At 69.6% G+C, this 15,506-nt stretch carries 16 protein-coding genes; 4 read left to right on the top strand and 12 right to left on the bottom strand.

What is annotated here, in order from left to right; all coding sequences use genetic code 11:
• Window positions 1-121 precede the first annotated feature (121 nt).
• Entirely contained in the window at window positions 122-1,297 is a 1,176-nt protein-coding gene (locus LT972_RS02160) for a M24 family metallopeptidase (RefSeq protein ID WP_232571553.1), read from the top strand.
• 13 nt (window positions 1,298-1,310) lie between these two features.
• Here the strand turns inward: LT972_RS02160 and LT972_RS02155 are convergent, their stop codons facing one another.
• The 9 genes from LT972_RS02155 to LT972_RS02120 form a co-directional block, all read right to left on the bottom strand.
• The gene (locus tag LT972_RS02155) at window positions 1,311-2,039 is read right to left on the bottom strand and encodes a nucleoside phosphorylase (protein WP_232571552.1); all 729 of its coding nucleotides are present in this window, start codon (window positions 2,037-2,039) and stop codon (window positions 1,311-1,313) included.
• Between the two features lie 285 nt (window positions 2,040-2,324).
• Window positions 2,325-3,245 carry a WD40/YVTN/BNR-like repeat-containing protein gene (locus LT972_RS02150; protein ID WP_232571551.1) on the bottom strand — a complete coding sequence of 307 codons (921 nt, stop codon included), beginning with the start codon at window positions 3,243-3,245 and terminating at the stop codon, window positions 2,325-2,327.
• Window positions 3,246-3,287: 42 nt separating this feature from the next.
• Window positions 3,288-3,410: a hypothetical protein gene (locus LT972_RS14845; RefSeq protein WP_269780542.1), complete on the bottom strand. Its 123-nt coding sequence runs from the start codon at window positions 3,408-3,410 to the stop codon at window positions 3,288-3,290.
• 11 nt (window positions 3,411-3,421) lie between these two features.
• Window positions 3,422-3,943, bottom strand: a complete 522-nt coding sequence (locus tag LT972_RS02145; RefSeq protein ID WP_232571550.1) for a hypothetical protein — start codon at window positions 3,941-3,943, stop codon at window positions 3,422-3,424.
• A 62-nt stretch (window positions 3,944-4,005) separates the two neighbouring features.
• Window positions 4,006-4,896 carry a carbohydrate kinase family protein gene (locus tag LT972_RS02140; RefSeq protein WP_232571549.1) on the bottom strand — a complete coding sequence of 297 codons (891 nt, stop codon included), beginning with the start codon at window positions 4,894-4,896 and terminating at the stop codon, window positions 4,006-4,008.
• A gap of 34 nt (window positions 4,897-4,930) precedes the next feature.
• Complete coding sequence (locus tag LT972_RS02135) at window positions 4,931-5,740, bottom strand: DUF63 family protein (RefSeq protein ID WP_232571548.1); 810 nt, start codon at window positions 5,738-5,740, stop codon at window positions 4,931-4,933.
• 51 nt (window positions 5,741-5,791) lie between these two features.
• Window positions 5,792-6,733 carry a ribose 1,5-bisphosphate isomerase gene (locus tag LT972_RS02130; RefSeq protein WP_232571547.1) on the bottom strand — a complete coding sequence of 314 codons (942 nt, stop codon included), beginning with the start codon at window positions 6,731-6,733 and terminating at the stop codon, window positions 5,792-5,794.
• Window positions 6,734-6,787: 54 nt separating this feature from the next.
• A complete protein-coding gene (locus LT972_RS02125) occupies window positions 6,788-9,301 on the bottom strand; it encodes a methyl-accepting chemotaxis protein (RefSeq protein WP_269780541.1) in 2,514 nt (837 codons plus the stop codon).
• Window positions 9,298-10,530, bottom strand: a complete 1,233-nt coding sequence (locus tag LT972_RS02120; protein ID WP_232571546.1) for an ABC transporter substrate-binding protein — start codon at window positions 10,528-10,530, stop codon at window positions 9,298-9,300. The genes LT972_RS02125 and LT972_RS02120 overlap by 4 nt, the downstream gene beginning before the upstream one ends.
• A 118-nt stretch (window positions 10,531-10,648) precedes the next feature.
• Between LT972_RS02120 and deoC the strand changes: the two genes are divergently transcribed.
• Both deoC and LT972_RS02110 read left to right on the top strand, forming a co-directional pair.
• A complete protein-coding gene (deoC, locus tag LT972_RS02115) occupies window positions 10,649-11,287 on the top strand; it encodes a deoxyribose-phosphate aldolase (protein ID WP_232571545.1) in 639 nt (212 codons plus the stop codon).
• 114 nt (window positions 11,288-11,401) lie between these two features.
• Window positions 11,402-12,655 carry a tRNA (N(6)-L-threonylcarbamoyladenosine(37)-C(2))-methylthiotransferase gene (locus tag LT972_RS02110; protein WP_232571544.1) on the top strand — a complete coding sequence of 418 codons (1,254 nt, stop codon included), beginning with the start codon at window positions 11,402-11,404 and terminating at the stop codon, window positions 12,653-12,655.
• A gap of 7 nt (window positions 12,656-12,662) precedes the next feature.
• Here LT972_RS02110 and LT972_RS02105 read toward each other — a convergent pair whose 3' ends face one another.
• Together LT972_RS02105 and LT972_RS02100 are read right to left on the bottom strand one after the other, a co-directional pair.
• A complete protein-coding gene (locus LT972_RS02105) occupies window positions 12,663-13,562 on the bottom strand; it encodes a cation diffusion facilitator family transporter (protein ID WP_232571543.1) in 900 nt (299 codons plus the stop codon).
• 40 nt (window positions 13,563-13,602) lie between these two features.
• Window positions 13,603-14,145 (bottom strand): HIT family protein, encoded by a 543-nt coding sequence (locus tag LT972_RS02100; RefSeq protein ID WP_232571542.1) that lies wholly within the window; start codon window positions 14,143-14,145, stop codon window positions 13,603-13,605.
• A gap of 199 nt (window positions 14,146-14,344) precedes the next feature.
• On the opposite strand from LT972_RS02100, the gene LT972_RS14945 reads away from it, so the two are divergent.
• Window positions 14,345-14,545 (top strand): DUF7835 family putative zinc beta-ribbon protein, encoded by a 201-nt coding sequence (locus LT972_RS14945; RefSeq protein ID WP_232572636.1) that lies wholly within the window; start codon window positions 14,345-14,347, stop codon window positions 14,543-14,545.
• Between the two features lie 51 nt (window positions 14,546-14,596).
• On the opposite strand, the gene map is transcribed toward LT972_RS14945, so the two are convergent.
• Window positions 14,597-15,487, bottom strand: a complete 891-nt coding sequence (gene map / locus LT972_RS02090; RefSeq protein ID WP_232571541.1) for a type II methionyl aminopeptidase — start codon at window positions 15,485-15,487, stop codon at window positions 14,597-14,599.
• Window positions 15,488-15,506 lie beyond the last annotated feature (19 nt).

Here is a 15,506-nt window from a genome sequence, read left to right as displayed (position 1 = left end):
CGAGAGCGGTTTGGGCCTTTCGCTCGCCGGGACCGTGTCGCGCGGTCGGTCGCGCACCCAGGCTGTGAGTATCTATCGGAGGCGGGCAAGGCCTATTGCGGGGGACGCGGCTTCTGCGAACGTGACCGACGCGTACCCAGCCCTGACCGGCCACCTCGCCGACGCGGGCACCGACGGCTACCTCCTCGACGCGGACGGCGACGACAGCAATCAGCGCTACCTCTCCGGGATGGACTCGCTCGGCGAGTTCGTGGCGCTGTACGCCGACGGCGAGGTTCGCTTGCTCGTGCCCGACCTCGAAGCGCCGCGCGCGGAGGCCGAGAGCGACGCCGACGCGGTGCGCCGGCGCTCAGAGTTCGGCTTCGGTGACCTCGTCGTGGAGCGCGGGCCGGCGCTCGCCGGCCCGCTCGCGACGGCGCGCTTCCTCGCCGACTACGGCGTCGAGTCGGTGTCCGTCCCGCCGAACTTCCCGACCGGGACCGCCGACGCGCTCCGCGACGAGGGCATCGAGGTCGTTGCCGACTACGACGACGCCGTGACCGGCGTGCGCGCCGTGAAATCTCCCGCGGAAATCGAGGCCGTCGCCGCCGCCCAGCGCGCGAACGAGGACGCGATGGCGGCCGTCGAGGCCCTGCTCGCCGACGCGGCCGTCGAGGACGGCGTGCTCCGCCTCGGCGGCGACACCGTGACCAGCGAGCGCGTCCGGGAGGTAATCGAGGCCGAACTCCGGGACGCGGGCTGTGAACTCAGCGAGTGCATCGTCGCCTCGGGCCCCGAGGCCGCGAAAGCCCACGCAGTCGGTTCGGGACCGATTCGCGCCGGCGAGCCCGTCATCGTCGACGTCTTCCCTCGCGACGAGGCGTCGGGGTACGTCGGCGACATGACGCGCACGTTCGTCAAAGGCGACCCCGACGAGAAGGTGCGGGAGTGGTACGAGGTCACCCGCGAAGCCTACGAGACTGCGCTCGCTGCCATCGAACCCGGCGTCACCGGCGAAGCCGTCAACGACGCCGTCTGCGACGTGTTCGAGGCCGCGGGCTACCCGACGCTCCGCACCGACGAGGCGACCGACGACGGCCTCTACCACCCCACCGGCCACGGCGTCGGCCTCGACCTCCACGAGGAACCGAAACTGAGCTGGGGCGCCGGCGAACTCGAACCCGGCAACGTCGTCACCGTCGAACCCGGCTGCTACGAGCAGGGCGTCGGCGGCGTCCGCCTCGAAGACGTCGTGGTCGTCACCGAGGACGGCTACCGGAACCTCAACGACTACCCGCGAGACCTGCGGGTGGTGTGAGAAACGGAGTCGGTTACGCCAACTCGACGACGGAGTCGAGCGCGATGTCGATGGCGCGCGCGACGTTGTTCTTCGCCTTCTCCGGGAGTTCGTCGTCGCTGTCCGCGCCCTTCTGGTTGCCCGCGACGAGGTTGCCGTCGACGGTGCAGATGGCGCCCGCCGAGAGGCCGCGGCGGCGCGCGAGCGAGAACACGGTCGCGGCCTCCATCTCGATGGCGAGCAGGCCGGCGTCGTTCCAGTCCTCGACGTACTCGTCGCTCTCGTTGTAGAACGCGTCGTCGCTCACGATGGGGCCGACGTGGACCTCCTCGTCGTTGGCTTCTGCCGAATCCACGAGGCTCGTGAGCACGTCGTAGTCGGGGACGGCGGGGTAGACCTCGGACTCGTAGCGCTTGCTCGTCCCCTCCTCCTTGGCGGCGCCGGTGGCGACAATCATGTCGCCGACCTCGACGTCCTCCTGGAGGCCGCCGATGGTGCCGACGCGGATGAACGTCTCGACGCCCACCTTCGCCAGTTCCTCGACGGCGATGGCGGCGCTCGGACAGCCGATGCCGGTGGAGCTGATGGTCAACTCGACGCCCTCGTAGGTGGCGTTGACGACCTTGTACTCGCGGTTCTCCGCCACCACTTCGCTGTCGTCGCAGTGCGACGCGATGCGGTCCACGCGACCCGGGTCCCCCGGAATCAGCGCGATGTCGTGGACGTCCCCCTCCTCGACGAGCAGGTGCGGCTGTTTTGCCATGCACGCCCGTTCGACACAGCCCGAGAAAAAGAGTCGGGATTCGCACTAGGGAACTGTGTAGAGTCGGTTGTTGGAACCGTCAATACCACCTCGAAAGCCCCGAGGGGCTGCGGTCGCGGGGCTCGCTTCGCGCGCTCCCGATGGTCGCGTGCTTACTTCGCCCGGCTTCCCGCAGCCCCTCGCCCCTTTCAGTCCTACCCGATACCGGCTGACCACCCGGCTGAGGGTGGGGCTTTCGGGATGGTATCCGAAGACGATACGACGCTGAATACTACCGCTTCAAGCTCACACGACGACGAGGGCGCGCGGGCGCTCGGTTGTCAGGCCGTCGGGCCAGTCGCCGCCGAGTTCGGTCCACGTCTCGCCCCAATCGTCGGTGCGGTAGAGGCCGCGGTTCGTCGCCGCGAGCGCGACTTCGGCTTCGCCCGTCGTCGCGAGCACGGACGCGAGCAAGCCCTCCGGCCCCGGGAGGCCGGTACAGCGCTCCCAGCCGTCGCCGTTCCGGCGGTAGACCGCACTCTCGGCGGTCCCCGCGTCGTGTGCGTGCCGCGGGCCGTGGGCCGCCGACAGCAAGAGTGCGGGCGGGTCGCCGGGGTCGCAGACGACACTCCAGCAGTACGTCCGGTCGAGGCCCTCCTCCTCGGTGTGCCACGCGTCGCCGCCGTCGCCCGTGACGTAGAAGCCGTCGCCCGCCGCCGAGTACGCGAGGTGCGGGCGGTCCGGATGCGTCTCCATCCCGTGCGTGTCGATGGGGCCGGAGGCGACGCGGTCCTGCCACGTCTCGCCGCCGTCCTCGGTGCGGACGAGCGCGCCCGCCTCGATGGCGACGTAGAGGCGGTCTCGCGTCGATTCGATCCACCTGACGTGGTGGGTGGAGGGACGCGGCGGGAACGCCCAGTCGTCGCTCGACGGCAGGTCGGTGAGGCCGCCGCACTCCGAGAACGTCTCGCCGTCCTCGCTCCGGTAGACGGCGCTCGGTTCCGTGCCCGCCCACACGCCGTCGTCCACGGCGACCGCGGTCACGTCACCGAGGCCGACGGCGCGCTCCCAGCCGTCGCTGGTCTCCCGGTAGACGCCGTCGCTCGTGCCGGCGTACACGCCGGCGGGACCGGCGTCGAGACACTGCACGTCGCCCTCGAAGACGGTGGTGACGCTGTCGTCCTCCCACGCGAGCACGCGGTCCGGGTAGGCGGCGAGGAGTCGCATACGAACAGTAGGCTCCGAGAGAAGTTAGTACCGTGGTCGCGCCTACTCGTCGCTCGGCGTGCGCTCGAAGCCGAGCAGGCGGAAGAACTTCCGGATTCTCGGAGACGAGCGCGTCCCTCGCTGTCCCTCCAGTTCCCCGTCCTCAGACCCGGAGTCTCGACTCATGACAGCCGAGATTACAGCGTCCAGATGGATAAAACTGCGGCGAGGACCAGCACGAACACGCCCGACACGAGGACCGTCTGAGCGCGAAACAGGTGTGCGCCGTAGTACGACGTAATCACCTCCATCTCGGTAGTCCACTTGCCGTAGCCGTCGAGGAGCGCTCGACGCCACTCACGCTCGGAAAGTCCATCTCGTGCCCGATGCCGGTAATTTGGTCCGACACCACGTACGCGGTCCGCAACGAAGTACGTGCCGAGACCGTAGACGCTAGCCGCGAGAACGAGGGCGATACCACCGGCCGCGAGAAATTGGATACCGGGGTGCAGTCGTCGGAGCGTGTTCGCGTCGCCGAGCGAGGCTGCCGAGACGACGACGCCGAGCACTATCATCGACGTGCGGACGGTCCAAAGCGCCTTGTCGCCGATGTCCGAGAGTTCCGTTAGTTGGTCATTGAGGACGGCACGCGACTCCTCGCACGCGCTCCGGAGCACCTCGACTTCGTTCGCGTCGCGACCGCGTCTCCCGTCAGTCATGCTGTCGTGGCGGGGTCAGTCGGTCTTGCCGATAAAAATTCGCAGGGTGTCGCTCTACAGCACTAGAACTGTTCGTCGAGGAACGCCTCGACGGCGGGGCCGGACGGCGCGGTGCGCGCGCCCTCTTTCTGGGCGGCGAGCGCGCCGCAGGCGTTCGCGTACTCCAGCGCGCGCTCGTGGGCGTCGGCGTCCTCCAGCAGGACCGTGAGGAAGCCGGCGGCGAACGCGTCACCGGCGCCCGTGGTGTCGAGGGGTTCCACGTCGAAGCCGGGGTGTTCGTAGGAGCCGTCGGGCGTGTGGGCCGTCGCGCCCTCCGACCCGTGTTTCACGACGACGACGCGGTCGCTGAGTTCCGACTCGGCGTACGTCGCGTCCTCGTCGAGGACGGACAGCGCCTCGCGGTCGTTCACGAACAGGACGTCGGTGTACGCGATGGTGTCGGCGAAGTCGCGTTCGGCGAGCCGGCGACCGGGGTCGAAGGAGACGGTGACGCCGGCCTCCGAAGCGGTGCGCGCGAGGGACGCGGCGGTGTCCGGGCGCTGGCTGGTGAGGTGGAGGTGGTCGGCGCCCGCGACGTACTCTGAGTCGACGTGTTCGGGTGCGACGGCCTCGTTCGCGCCGTCGTTCCCGAGCACCATCACTTCGCCCTCGTCCGCGACGACGAGGTACTTCACGCTCGTCTCGGCGTCCTCCACGACGCGGAGGGCGTCCAGATTCACGCGCGCTTCGTCGAGTTCGCGGCGCGCGAGCAGGCCGTTCTCGTCGTCGCCGACGCTCCCGACGAGTCCCGTCGACACGTCGAAGCCGGCGAGCGCGACCGCGACGTTCGCCGCGCTCCCGCCCCCGGAGCGCCGCTGTGAGACGATTTGGGCTTCCCCGTCGGGTTCGGGGAGTTCGTCCACGCGGAGCGTGACGTCCCAGTTGACGTGGCCGGCGACGACGACTCGAACCATACCCCGGACGGACGCGACGGACGGCTAAAAGACTTCAGGGATTGGACGCGACGAACAGGAGGACGTTGTGCGCACCCGGGCCGAGGCCGACGGCGGTGACGACGGCGAGCAACAGGAACCCCTCGCTCCGGACTTCGCGGACGTAGTCGGCGAGCAGGACGACGACGCCACACGCGAGGACGGTCTTCACGAGCACGAACAGCCACCCGACGCCGAGCAGTTCGGCGGTCGGGAGTTCGGCCGCGAACTCCATGATGAGCGCCGACAGCGGCGTCTGCTCGCCGAACCCGAGCACGTCCACGCCAACGGCGGTGGAGGTGCCGTCGAGGACGTGCCCGAAGACGGCGAGTACGCCCGCAGCGCCGACGATTTCGGCGTCTCGGGGCCGCCACCGGCGGACCCCCAGCCACGCGACGGGGGCGAGGACGACTGCCGCGGCGACGGCAGCGAGCGGCCACGCGAAGTTCAGCGTGCCCGCCTCCCAGCCGTGGTGGACGGCTGCGGCGACGGGCAGGAGCGCGAGGGCGGACCCGACACCCGCGAGGCCGGCGAGCGGGCGGGCGGTCCGCCGGGTCGCGAGCCACGTCGCGCCGGCGACGGCGAACGTGGAGGCGTAGACGATCGGCGACCCGAAGAAGGGGGCGACGCCCTCGGGGAAGATTTCGAGTTGGTAGCAGACGTACAGCGACGACCCGACGACCATCCACGGCGCGAACGCGAGGACGGTTCGGTCGGTGACCGGCGGGCGGTCGCGGGCGAGCGCCCACCCGACCGCGAGCACCGCGAGTGCGACCGCCGCGAGGTAGGGGAGCGGCGGCAACGCGAACCCAGAGGGCAAGACCATACGGGCCGACCGGGCGCGCGCCCCGAAAGCGTTCCTATTCGCGCGCTCGGCCTACTCCGCCCACGGCTCGGTGGTGCCCTCGCCGTACAGCTCGCGCATCAGCGTGACGATGCTCTCGGGCGGGAACTGCCCGCGCTCGGTGACGATGGCGTCGACGTACCGCGGCGGCGTCACGTCGAACGCGGGGTTGTCGACGTCGGGGTTCCCGAGCGCTTCGCGCTCCTCGTCGGAGAGCACCTCGGTCTCGTCGCGCATCTCGATTTCGACGGTGTGACCGGTGAGCGTGTCCGGGTGGAGTTTCAGCGTCTGGGCCGCGACCATGATGGGCGTCCCGCGCTCGCGGGCCGCGACGGCGAGCATGCTGGTGCCGATTTTGTTGATGACCGAACCGTCGGCCGCGATGGAGTCCGCGCCCACGAGCACGTGGTCGCAGTCGTCGAGGTAGCGCCGCGCCGCGTTGTCCACCACCATCGTCACGGGCACCCCCCACTCCCGGAGTTGCTCGGCGGTGATGTGGCCCTGCTTCCGCGGACGGGTCTCCTTCACGATGGCCTCGATGTGCTTCCCGTCGTCGAGGGCCGCCTTCACGCACGCCAGCGCGTCCGTCGAGTGGCAGTGCGTCATCACGGTGTCGCCGTCCCGCAGTCGGTTCGCGCCGATTTCCCCGAGGTCGTCCTGCGCGCGGTCCAGTTGCGCCTCGAAGGCCTCCGCGGCGTCGACGGCGGTCGCCCGGAGTTCCGACACCGTTTCGCCCTCCATCTCCCGGAGGACGTACCGGAGCGCGTTCGGCAGGCTCACCGCCGTCGGGCGCGTGTCCCGCAGGTGGCGGGCCGCCGAGCGCATCTCCTCGCGGAACTCGGCGGGCGTCTCCGCGTCGCTCGCCTCCGCTTGGGCCGCGAGCGCGTCGGCGGCCGCGGCGGCGATGGTCGCCGCCCCCCGAATCTCCATCTCCGCGATGTCCTCAGCCGTCTCCTCGACCTCCGGTACGAGCATACGAGGGCTAAGCGGCCGGGTCCTAAAATGAGTTCGGCGACGCGCCCGAGTCGTTCAGTGCCACTCGAAGCCGCCGCCGTCGGTCCGCGTGTCGGGGTCGTCGTCGGTTCCGGCGTCCGATTCCTCGTCCGACCCGCCGTCCGTCGTCGCGCCCGGCGCGGCGGCCTCGCGGTCGCCCCCGAGGTCGCCGTCGCCGCCCGCGTTCGCGTCGAACTTCTCCAGCAGGTCGTTGAGTTCGCTGACGCGCGCTTCGAGGTCGCTCGCGCGGTCCGCGACCTGCGTCACCGACGCGGTCTGCTCCTCGGCGGCCGCCGACACCTGCTGGGCCTCGTCGGCGGTCTGGTCGCTGAGGTCCCGGACCTCGTCGGTCATCGTCACCACTTCCTCGGTGGAGGCGGCCTGCTCGTCGGTCGCCTCGTTGATGGACTGCACGCTCGTGTTCGCCGTTTCGACGCGGTCCACGATGTCGTCCAGCGACGACAGCGCCTCGTCGATGGTCTCCGTGCCGGCGTCCACGCGGTCGTCCAACTCGTGCATGTCCGCGACGGTGTCGTCGACCTCGGCCTGCACGTCGGCGACGAGGTCCTCGATTTCCGCGGCGGACTCCTTGGTCTCCTCGGCGAGCGCCTTCACTTCGTCCGCGACGACGGCGAACCCGTCGCCGCTGCCGTCGGCGTGACTCGCCTCGATGTTCGCGTTCAACGCGAGCAGGTTCGTCTGCTCCGCGATGTCCGTGATGACCGCGGTGACCTCGCCGATGGAGTCCACCGCGTCGTCCAGTGCCTCGACGCGCGCCACGGCGTCCTGCGCGGTCGACTCGATGCGTTCCAACTCACGCATCGCGGCCTCGCCGCGGTCCGCGCCGCGCTCGCCGGCCTCGGCCGCCTCCTCGACGGTCTCGGCCACGTCGTCCGCGCTCGCCGCAATCTCCTCGACGGTCGCGGACAGCGACGTGACCTCGTCGCCGACCTCGTCTAAGTTGTCGCGCTGGCGTTCCGCGCCGGCGGAGATGTCCTGGACGGACTCGCTGACCTGCTCGCTCGCGGACCGAATCTCGTCCGCACTCGTCGACACGTCCGTCGTGGACTCGTCGACGGCGTCCGCGATGTCTCGGACGCTCGTCAGTGTCGCCTCCATCTCCGCCATCATCGCGTTGAACGCCTCGGCGATGTCCTGCATCGCCTCGCTGTCGGTGTCCGGGTCGAGGCGACGCGTGAGGTCGCCGTCCGCCGCCGCCGACATCTCGTCGCCGAACGCCGCCGCGGTGCGTTCCAGTTGCTCGTTGAGGCGTTCGGCCTCGCGGCGCGTCTCCTCGGCGTCAGCGCGCGCCTCCTCCATGTCCGTGATGAGGGCTTCGAGGCGGACGTGCATCTCCGAGAGCGACTCCCCGAACGCGCCGGGGATGTCCTCGTCGAGCACGTCGTCGTCGAACTCCTGTGCGGCGAGCGCGTCGGCCTGCCGCGCCGCCGTGTCGAGGTACGCGCGCATCGACCGGAACGACGTCACCAGTTGGCCGAGTTCGTCGATGCGTTCGGTCTCCGGCGGCTCCTCGTCCAGACGTCCCTTCGAAATCGCCGTGGCGCTGTCGGCGAGTTCGTCGAGCGCGTTCGACGTGCGACGCCCGACGGTCACGCCGACCAACACCAGGCCGACGAGCGCGAGCGCGACCAGCGCGGCGAGACTCGTCGTAATCTGGGACTGGAGCGCGTACGCCTCGCCGCGGGGCACGTGGTACGCGAGCACCCAGTCGGTGCCCGTGACCGGCGTGTACGCGGTGGCGTATCGGCCGTCGCTCATGCCGGTGCGCTCGCCAACCACGTCGAAGGTTGTCTCGCCGTCACGCGCCGTCTCGACGCCCGACGGCAGCGTCCCGTCGCTCGTCGTGTACGGTTCGAGGAGCGCGCGGTTCCGGTTGTCGAAGACGACGCTGCCGTTGCCGTCGACGACCTTCACGTCGCCCGTCGGCACCGGCGACTCGAAGCCCTGCGAGCGTCCCTCCAGTGAGACGGTCATCACGACGGTCCACCCGGCCTGGTCGGCGGGCGACGCGAACGCCACCACGGGCTCGCCGTCGGACTGGTACGGCTCGGACACGAGGACGCCGCTGATGCCGGACTGGACGTCGGAGAGCCACGGCACGTCGCCGCTGGACAGCGTCTCGCCGGACAGGTCGTCGTCGGTGCTCGCGAGCACCGACCCGGAACTCGACCCGACGACGTGTATCGCGTGGGCGTTCTGCTGGAGGGTCGCGAACTTCTGTTCGATGCGCGGTTCGATGTCGCTCGCCCACACCGCGCCCTGCCCGAGGTCGGAGGCGAGGAACCGCGTCGTCGTCTTCTGCTGGACGACCCAGTCGTGGAGCGCCGCGGCCTGCTGGCGCGCGATGCCGGACACGTCCTCGTTCGTGTCAGCGCCCACCGACTGCTGGGTCTGGAGGTGAACGACGCCGCCCGCCGCCGCGAGCAGGAGGACGACGACGAGCAACAGCGCGTTGAACTTGAACGCGTAACTCCGCCGCACGCGGTTCGGGAGCACGCGCTCGAAGACGCCCGACAGTTTGTCGCTCACGCCTCGCCACCCCCGAAGAAGGTGCGCTGGAGCAACTCCAGTGTCTCCACGCTCCCCTCGTCGACGCGCTCGACGAGGTAACTCGACAGCGGTTCGAGGTCGTCGTTGAGGTTCACCGGGCCGGACGCGCCGCTGTAGTTCACCGCGCGCCCCGACCCGAGCAGGGTGGCCGCGCGCTCGAACTCCCGGACCGTCACCGAGTGCCCGACGCCGCCCGAGACCGCCCGGAGGTTCGCCGCGACGCCGGCCGGCGACGCGTCGTCGCTGGCTTCGGCGGCGAGCGAGAGCAGGAACGCGGCGTCGTAGGCGTTCGTCGTGTACGGCATCAGCGGCGCGATGTCCGCCAGTTCCTGCGTGAGACGCGTCGTGCCGACCGTCTGTGCGCTGTCGACCGTCGCGGTGTAGGCGCCGTCGAAGCGCGTACTCGGGTTCGACGGGACGAGCCCCGAACTCAACACCACGTCCCCGTCGTACCGTCGCTCGAGCAGTTCGTTCCGGGTCGACGTGGACTGGCCGGGCGTCCCGACGAACGCGACGGCGTCGGGTTCGTCCGCGAGCGCCGCGTCCACGGGTTCGGCGGGCGTCGAACTCGACGCCTCGAACGCGACAGTCGAGACCACGTCGGCGTCGGTCGCGCCCGCGACGGCGTCGGCGAGCGCCGCGCCGAACGCGTCGTCCAGGTGGAGGACGCTGACGGTGCCGGCGTTCGCGTACCCCTCGTCGTCGAGCACTTTCGCCATCACCGCGGCCTGCTGGCGGTCGTTCGGGCACGTCCGCCCGAAGAACTTCGCGTCGTCCGTGCGGCCCGCCGACGCGAGGCCGGGGCTCGTACTCGCCGGGCTCACGAGCGGTCGCCCGTCCTCGGCGGCGGTCTCGGTCAGCGACGCGGTGTTCCCGGAGATGACCGCGCCGACGACGCCGATTGCGTCCTCGTCCGCGAGTTCGGCGTACGCCTCGGCGGCGACGTCCGGCGACGCCGCCGTGTCCTTGGGCACGTACTCGACCTCGCGGCCGTGGATGCCGCCCGCCGCGTTGACGTGGTCGACGGCCGCGGCGACCGCTCGTTCGTGATGCGCTGCCACCTGTCCGAGCGCGCCCGGTCCGGACAACGGCAGGAGCGACCCCACCGTCACCGGTTTCGACGAACCCCCGAGCCCCAGACAGCCAGTCGTCGTGGCTGCGACGGCCCCCGTCGCTGCGAGCCACTCGCGTCTCGTCACCCTCTCCATCAGTTCGGAAGCAACAGTTCCCGTATTTCAATGTTCGGCCGTGGTTATCACAGTAGACAACGCGACGGGGATTGGGTGCGACGGAGGTGTTTTAACGCGCGGCGGTCGTTCCCCAACCATGGACCGCGAGGAACTCGCCGCGCGAATCGACCACACCGTCCTCGGGCCGGAGACGACGCCGGCCGACGTGGAACGCGTCGTCGACGACGCCGTCGAGTACGGCATGAACGTCTGCATCCCGCCGTGTTACGTCGCCGACGCCCGAGCGTACGCCCCCGACGACCTCACCGTCGCCACCGTCGTCGGCTTCCCGCACGGCCAGCACGCCACCGACGCGAAGGTCGCGGAGGCCGAAATAGCGGCCGCCGACGGCGCCGACGAACTCGACCTCGTAATCAACGTCGGGCGGCTGAAGGCCGGCGAACGGGACACCGTCCGCGAGGACGTCGAAGCCGTCGTGGACGCCACCGACCTCCCCGTGAAGGTCATCATCGAGACGGCGCTCCTCACGGACGACGAGAAACACGCCGCCTGCGAGGCCGCCGAGGCGGCATACGCCGACATGGTGAAGACCTCGACGGGGTTCGCCGACGGCGGCGCGACCGTGCCGGACGTCGAACTGATGAGCGAGTACCTCCCCGTCAAAGCCAGCGGCGGCGTCGGGAACGCCGAGCAGGCCCAGGCGATGTTCGACGCGGGCGCGGTACGAATCGGCGCCTCGTCCGGCGTCGAAATCGTCGACTCCTTCGACAGGTAGCGGAGCGCTACCACCGCTGATTCGTTCGCGCCGTCGCCGCTCGCGGCGCACGCACGTCGTTCCGGGCGGTATCGCATCGTTTTTCCTCGCCGACGCCCAAGCGGTGAGCGACGCATGGCCCGGTACCACATCGAGACGTACGGGTGTACCTCGAACCGCGGCGAGAGCCGCGAAATCGAGCAGCGGCTCCGCGACGCCGGCCACCACAAAGTCGAGGGGGCCGACGACGCGGACGTCGCCATCCTGAACACCTGTACGGTCGTCGAGAAGACGGAGCGAAACATGCTCCGGCGGGCCGAGGAACTCGCCGACGAGACGGCCGACCTCATCGTGACGGGGTGTATGGCGCTCGCGCAGGGCGAGGAGTTCGCCAGCGCGGACGTGGACGCCCAGGTCCTGCACTGGGACGAGGTGCCCGAGGCCGTCACGAACGGCGAGTGCCCGACGACGACGCCCGACGCCGAACCCATCCTCGACGGCGTCATCGGCATCCTCCCCATCGCGCGGGGCTGTATGAGCAACTGCTCGTACTGCATCACGAAGCAGGCGACCGGGCGCGTGGACTCCCCGCCCGTCGAGGAGAACGTCGAGAAGGCCCGCGCGCTCGTCCACGCCGGCGCGAAGGAAATCCGGATTACGGGACAGGACACGGGCGTCTACGGTTGGGACACCGGCGACCGCAAACTCCCCGAGTTGCTCGAACGCATCGCCACCGAAATCGAGGGCGACTTCCGCGTCCGCGTGGGGATGGCCAACCCCGGCGGCGTCCACGGCATCCGCGAGGAACTGGCCGAGGTGTTCGCCGAGCACGACGAAATCTACAACTTCCTGCACGCGCCCGTGCAGTCCGGCAGCGACGACGTGCTCGAAGACATGCGCCGCCAGCACGAGGTCACACAGTACGTCGACATCGTGGAGACGTTCGACGACTACCTCGACGAGTGGACGCTGTCGACGGACTTCATCGTCGGCTTCCCCACCGAGACCGAGCACGACCACGAGCAGTCGATGGCCCTCCTCCGAGAGACCCGTCCCGAGAAAATCAACGTCACGCGGTTCTCGAAGCGCCCCGGCACCGACGCCGCCGACATGAAGGGGCTGGGCGGCCAGACGAAGAAGGACCGCTCGAAGGCGATGTCCGAACTGAAGATGGACGTGGTCGCCGAGGCCTACGAGGAGATGGTCGGCACCGAACGCGACGTGCTCGTCGTCGAGGAGGGCACCGGCGACTCCGTGAAGTGCTACGACGACGCCTACCGCCAGATTATCGTCCAGAACGCCGACGAGTACGGCCTCGAACCCGGTGACTTCGCGACCGTCGAAGTGACCGGCCACCAGACCGTCTACGCGTTCGCGGAGCCGGTGTAGCGCCGGCCTACACCGCCTCTCGCTCGTCGTCTTTCCACTCGCCGAGTTCCTTCGGGTCGACGTGAACGAACACGTCGTCGACCTCCGGAATCGATTCGAGGTCGCGGATGAGTTCGGTCTCGATGTCGTGGGCGTCGTGGAGAGTCATCTCGCCCTCCACCTCGATGTGGAGGCTCACGTCCACCTCGGGGCCGACGTAGTGTGCGACCACGTCGTGGGCGCCCTCGACGTCGGGGTGGGCGAGCGCGCGCTCCAGAATCTCCTCGCGCAAGTCCTCGGGCGGCGCGGCGCCGACGAGGTAGTTCACGTTGTCCCGCACGATTTCGTAGCCCGTGTAGAGGATACCGACGGCGACGACGAGCGCCGCGGCGGGGTCGAGGACGGGGTAGCCGGCGGCAGAGCCGAGGACGCCAGCGAGCGCCGCGCCCGCCGTGAGGATGTCGTTGCGGTTGTCGAGGGCGGTGGCGCGCACCGCGGGCGAGTGGTGTTCCTCGGCGACGTCCAGGCAGTACCGGTAGAGCGCGAACTTCGCGACGGCGGTGCCGACGAGCACGACGACCGCGGCGACGTTCGCCGAGCGGCCGTACGTGCCCGCCTGCAGGGCGGTGGCGGCCTGCCAGATGACGCCCGCGCCCGCCGCGAGCACGCCGAGCGCGACGACCAGCGAGACGAACGGCTCGATGCGCTCGTGGCCGTGGGGGTGTTCGAAGTCCGGCGGCTGGGTGGTGAGGTAGATGCCGCCGAGCACGACCAGCGAGTACGCCACGTCGGCGAGGCTGTTGACGGCCTCGGAACCGACAGCGAGACTGCCGGTGAGCCACCACGCGCCGCCCTTCGCGGCGACGAGCGCGAGGTTCGCGGCGAGCACGACGAACCCGACGCGTCGGACTGCGCGCTTTCGCTCCATCACGTGGCCCTCGGGGCGCCCCCACTTTCGTCGTTTCGATTCAGTCGAAATCGAGGACGACCGCACCGCTCGCGCCCTCGCTGGCGCCCTCGCGGGAGAGAAACGCCTCGTGCAGGCGGTCGTACGTGTCGTCTAACGCCTCCACGATGACCTTCGTGTCGCCGACGACAGGCATGAAGTTCGTGTCGCCGCTCCACCGCGGCACGACGTGCGTGTGGAGGTGGTCGTCGATGCTCCCGCCCGCCGCGCCGCCGCCGAGATTCAGGCCGGCGTTGAAGCCGTCCGGGTTCAGCGCGGCATCGAGCGCGTCGAAGGTCGCCTGCTTCAGGCGCGCGTGGTCGAGCAGTTCGGCCTCCCCGAGGTCGGTGTACTCCCCGGTGTGGGCGTCCGGAATCACCATGCAGTGGCCCGGATTGTAGGGATAGTTGTTCAGCATCACCGTCGCGTGCTCGGAGCGCGCGACGACGAGGTGGTCGCGGGCGTCCTCGCGCTCGGGGTACTCGCAGAACACGCAGTCCACGTCCTCGTTTTGCTCCTCGCGTTCCACCCACTCGATGCGCCACGGCGCGAACACCTGCTCCATACCGACGCCTCGGCGCCGCGAGTCAGGAGTGTTTCGGTGGCGCGCGTGGCGAATCGGCTCGCCGGTGCGCAACCGAGAATCAGCGCGGAAACTCGCTCTATCGCCCGCTCTCCGATGCTCCGCTCCGCACCGTCGCCGCCGTGTCATACTGAACCTTTTTTATTTGTGGCGTGTGTCGAGAGATTCGAGGGTGGTTCCATTGGCGAGTAAGTCACCACAGTCTGACGGGATGACGGAGCAGTGTGAGAACTGCGGTCGAGAGACCCCTCACCAGGTCTCCGTCGAACTCAGAACTGAGAGTTCGAAGTCGGAGAACGCCGAATTCTCCCGCGAACCGTACCGAGTTGCGACGTGTCGCGCGTGTGGCGAGGAGACGAGCCAGCGCATGAACAACGCGTAACCGCTGCCGCCGGGACCTACCTCACTTTATCTTTCACCGACGGACGCCCGCTCAGTTCGTCACGACGTCACAGCCGTCCTCGGTGACGATTAGCGTGTGCTCGTCCTGACTGACGAGGTTGCCCTCTGCCTCCTTCAGCACCGGGTACGAGCGCACGATGTCCGCCATCTCCAGTCGCCGCAGGCTCATCTCCGCCCGAGAGGAGTCCAGCCAGCGCGCCGCGAACGGCAGGCCGTCGAACGCTTCGAGGTCGTCTAGGAGTTGGCGGGCGCGGCGGTCGCGGACGTTCCCCTCGCCGACGACCTCGTAGATTTCGGTGTCCGACCCCTCGGTGACTTTTCCGGTGCCGTCGGTCGCGAACGGCTCGATGGCGAGCACGTCCCCGACCTGCAGTTCGACGCCCGTATCGACCGCGCGGTTCGGCACGCTCGGCCCGGTGTGCGCGTCGTACACGTCCATCCCGTGCCCGGTGAGGTTCACGATGGGGTTGTAGCCGTAGGCCTCGATGACGTCCTGAATCTCCGCGCCGATTTCGCCCGTGTGGACGCCCGGCGCGACGGCGTCGATTGCGGCGTCGAGGGCTTCCTCGGCGGCCTCCACGAGTTCGGGGTTGCCCGAGAGGTCGACGGTGGTCGCGGCGTCCGCGATGTGGCCGTCGACGTGGACGCCGACGTCGAGACACACCATCTCCTCGCCGAACTCCGTCTCGTCGTCGCGGCCGGGCGCGGCGTGACTGGCCTCCTCGTCGACGCTGATGTTGACCGGGAACGCCGGCTTCCCGCCGAGTTCGCGGATGCGCTCCTCGGCGAACTCCGCGACCTCCAGTTGGGTGACGCCGACCTCGATGCGGTCGGCCGCCTCGTCCATCACCTGCGTGAGAATCTCGCCGGCCTCCACGTACTGCTCGTAGGCCTCCGAACCGACTTCGACGCTGTCTGTCATGCCCGAGGATTCGCCCGAG

It is taken from the genome of Halobacterium litoreum (assembly GCF_021233415.1).
GTDB classification, from domain to species: Archaea; Halobacteriota; Halobacteria; order Halobacteriales; family Halobacteriaceae; genus Halobacterium; species Halobacterium litoreum.
Note: the sequence above shows the minus strand (reverse complement) of the source record. Positions and strands in the feature narration are given on the sequence as shown.

What these genes read in the sequence shown, in the direction of transcription:
- LT972_RS02155 (WP_232571552.1), bottom strand. Translation starts at nt 2,039, where the DNA reads ATGGCAAAACAGCCGCACCTGCTCGTCGAGGAGGGGGACGTCCACGAC.
- LT972_RS02150 (WP_232571551.1), bottom strand. Translation starts at nt 3,245, where the DNA reads ATGCGACTCCTCGCCGCCTACCCGGACCGCGTGCTCGCGTGGGAGGAC.
- LT972_RS14845 (WP_269780542.1), bottom strand. Translation starts at nt 3,410, where the DNA reads ATGAGTCGAGACTCCGGGTCTGAGGACGGGGAACTGGAGGGACAGCGA.
- LT972_RS02145 (WP_232571550.1), bottom strand. Translation starts at nt 3,943, where the DNA reads ATGACTGACGGGAGACGCGGTCGCGACGCGAACGAAGTCGAGGTGCTC.
- LT972_RS02140 (WP_232571549.1), bottom strand. Translation starts at nt 4,896, where the DNA reads ATGGTTCGAGTCGTCGTCGCCGGCCACGTCAACTGGGACGTCACGCTC.
- LT972_RS02135 (WP_232571548.1), bottom strand. Translation starts at nt 5,740, where the DNA reads ATGGTCTTGCCCTCTGGGTTCGCGTTGCCGCCGCTCCCCTACCTCGCG.
- LT972_RS02130 (WP_232571547.1), bottom strand. Translation starts at nt 6,733, where the DNA reads ATGCTCGTACCGGAGGTCGAGGAGACGGCTGAGGACATCGCGGAGATG.
- LT972_RS02120 (WP_232571546.1), bottom strand. Translation starts at nt 10,530, where the DNA reads ATGGAGAGGGTGACGAGACGCGAGTGGCTCGCAGCGACGGGGGCCGTC.
- deoC (WP_232571545.1), top strand. Translation starts at nt 10,649, where the DNA reads ATGGACCGCGAGGAACTCGCCGCGCGAATCGACCACACCGTCCTCGGG.
- LT972_RS02110 (WP_232571544.1), top strand. Translation starts at nt 11,402, where the DNA reads ATGGCCCGGTACCACATCGAGACGTACGGGTGTACCTCGAACCGCGGC.
- LT972_RS02105 (WP_232571543.1), bottom strand. Translation starts at nt 13,562, where the DNA reads ATGGAGCGAAAGCGCGCAGTCCGACGCGTCGGGTTCGTCGTGCTCGCC.
- LT972_RS02100 (WP_232571542.1), bottom strand. Translation starts at nt 14,145, where the DNA reads ATGGAGCAGGTGTTCGCGCCGTGGCGCATCGAGTGGGTGGAACGCGAG.
- map (WP_232571541.1), bottom strand. Translation starts at nt 15,487, where the DNA reads ATGACAGACAGCGTCGAAGTCGGTTCGGAGGCCTACGAGCAGTACGTG.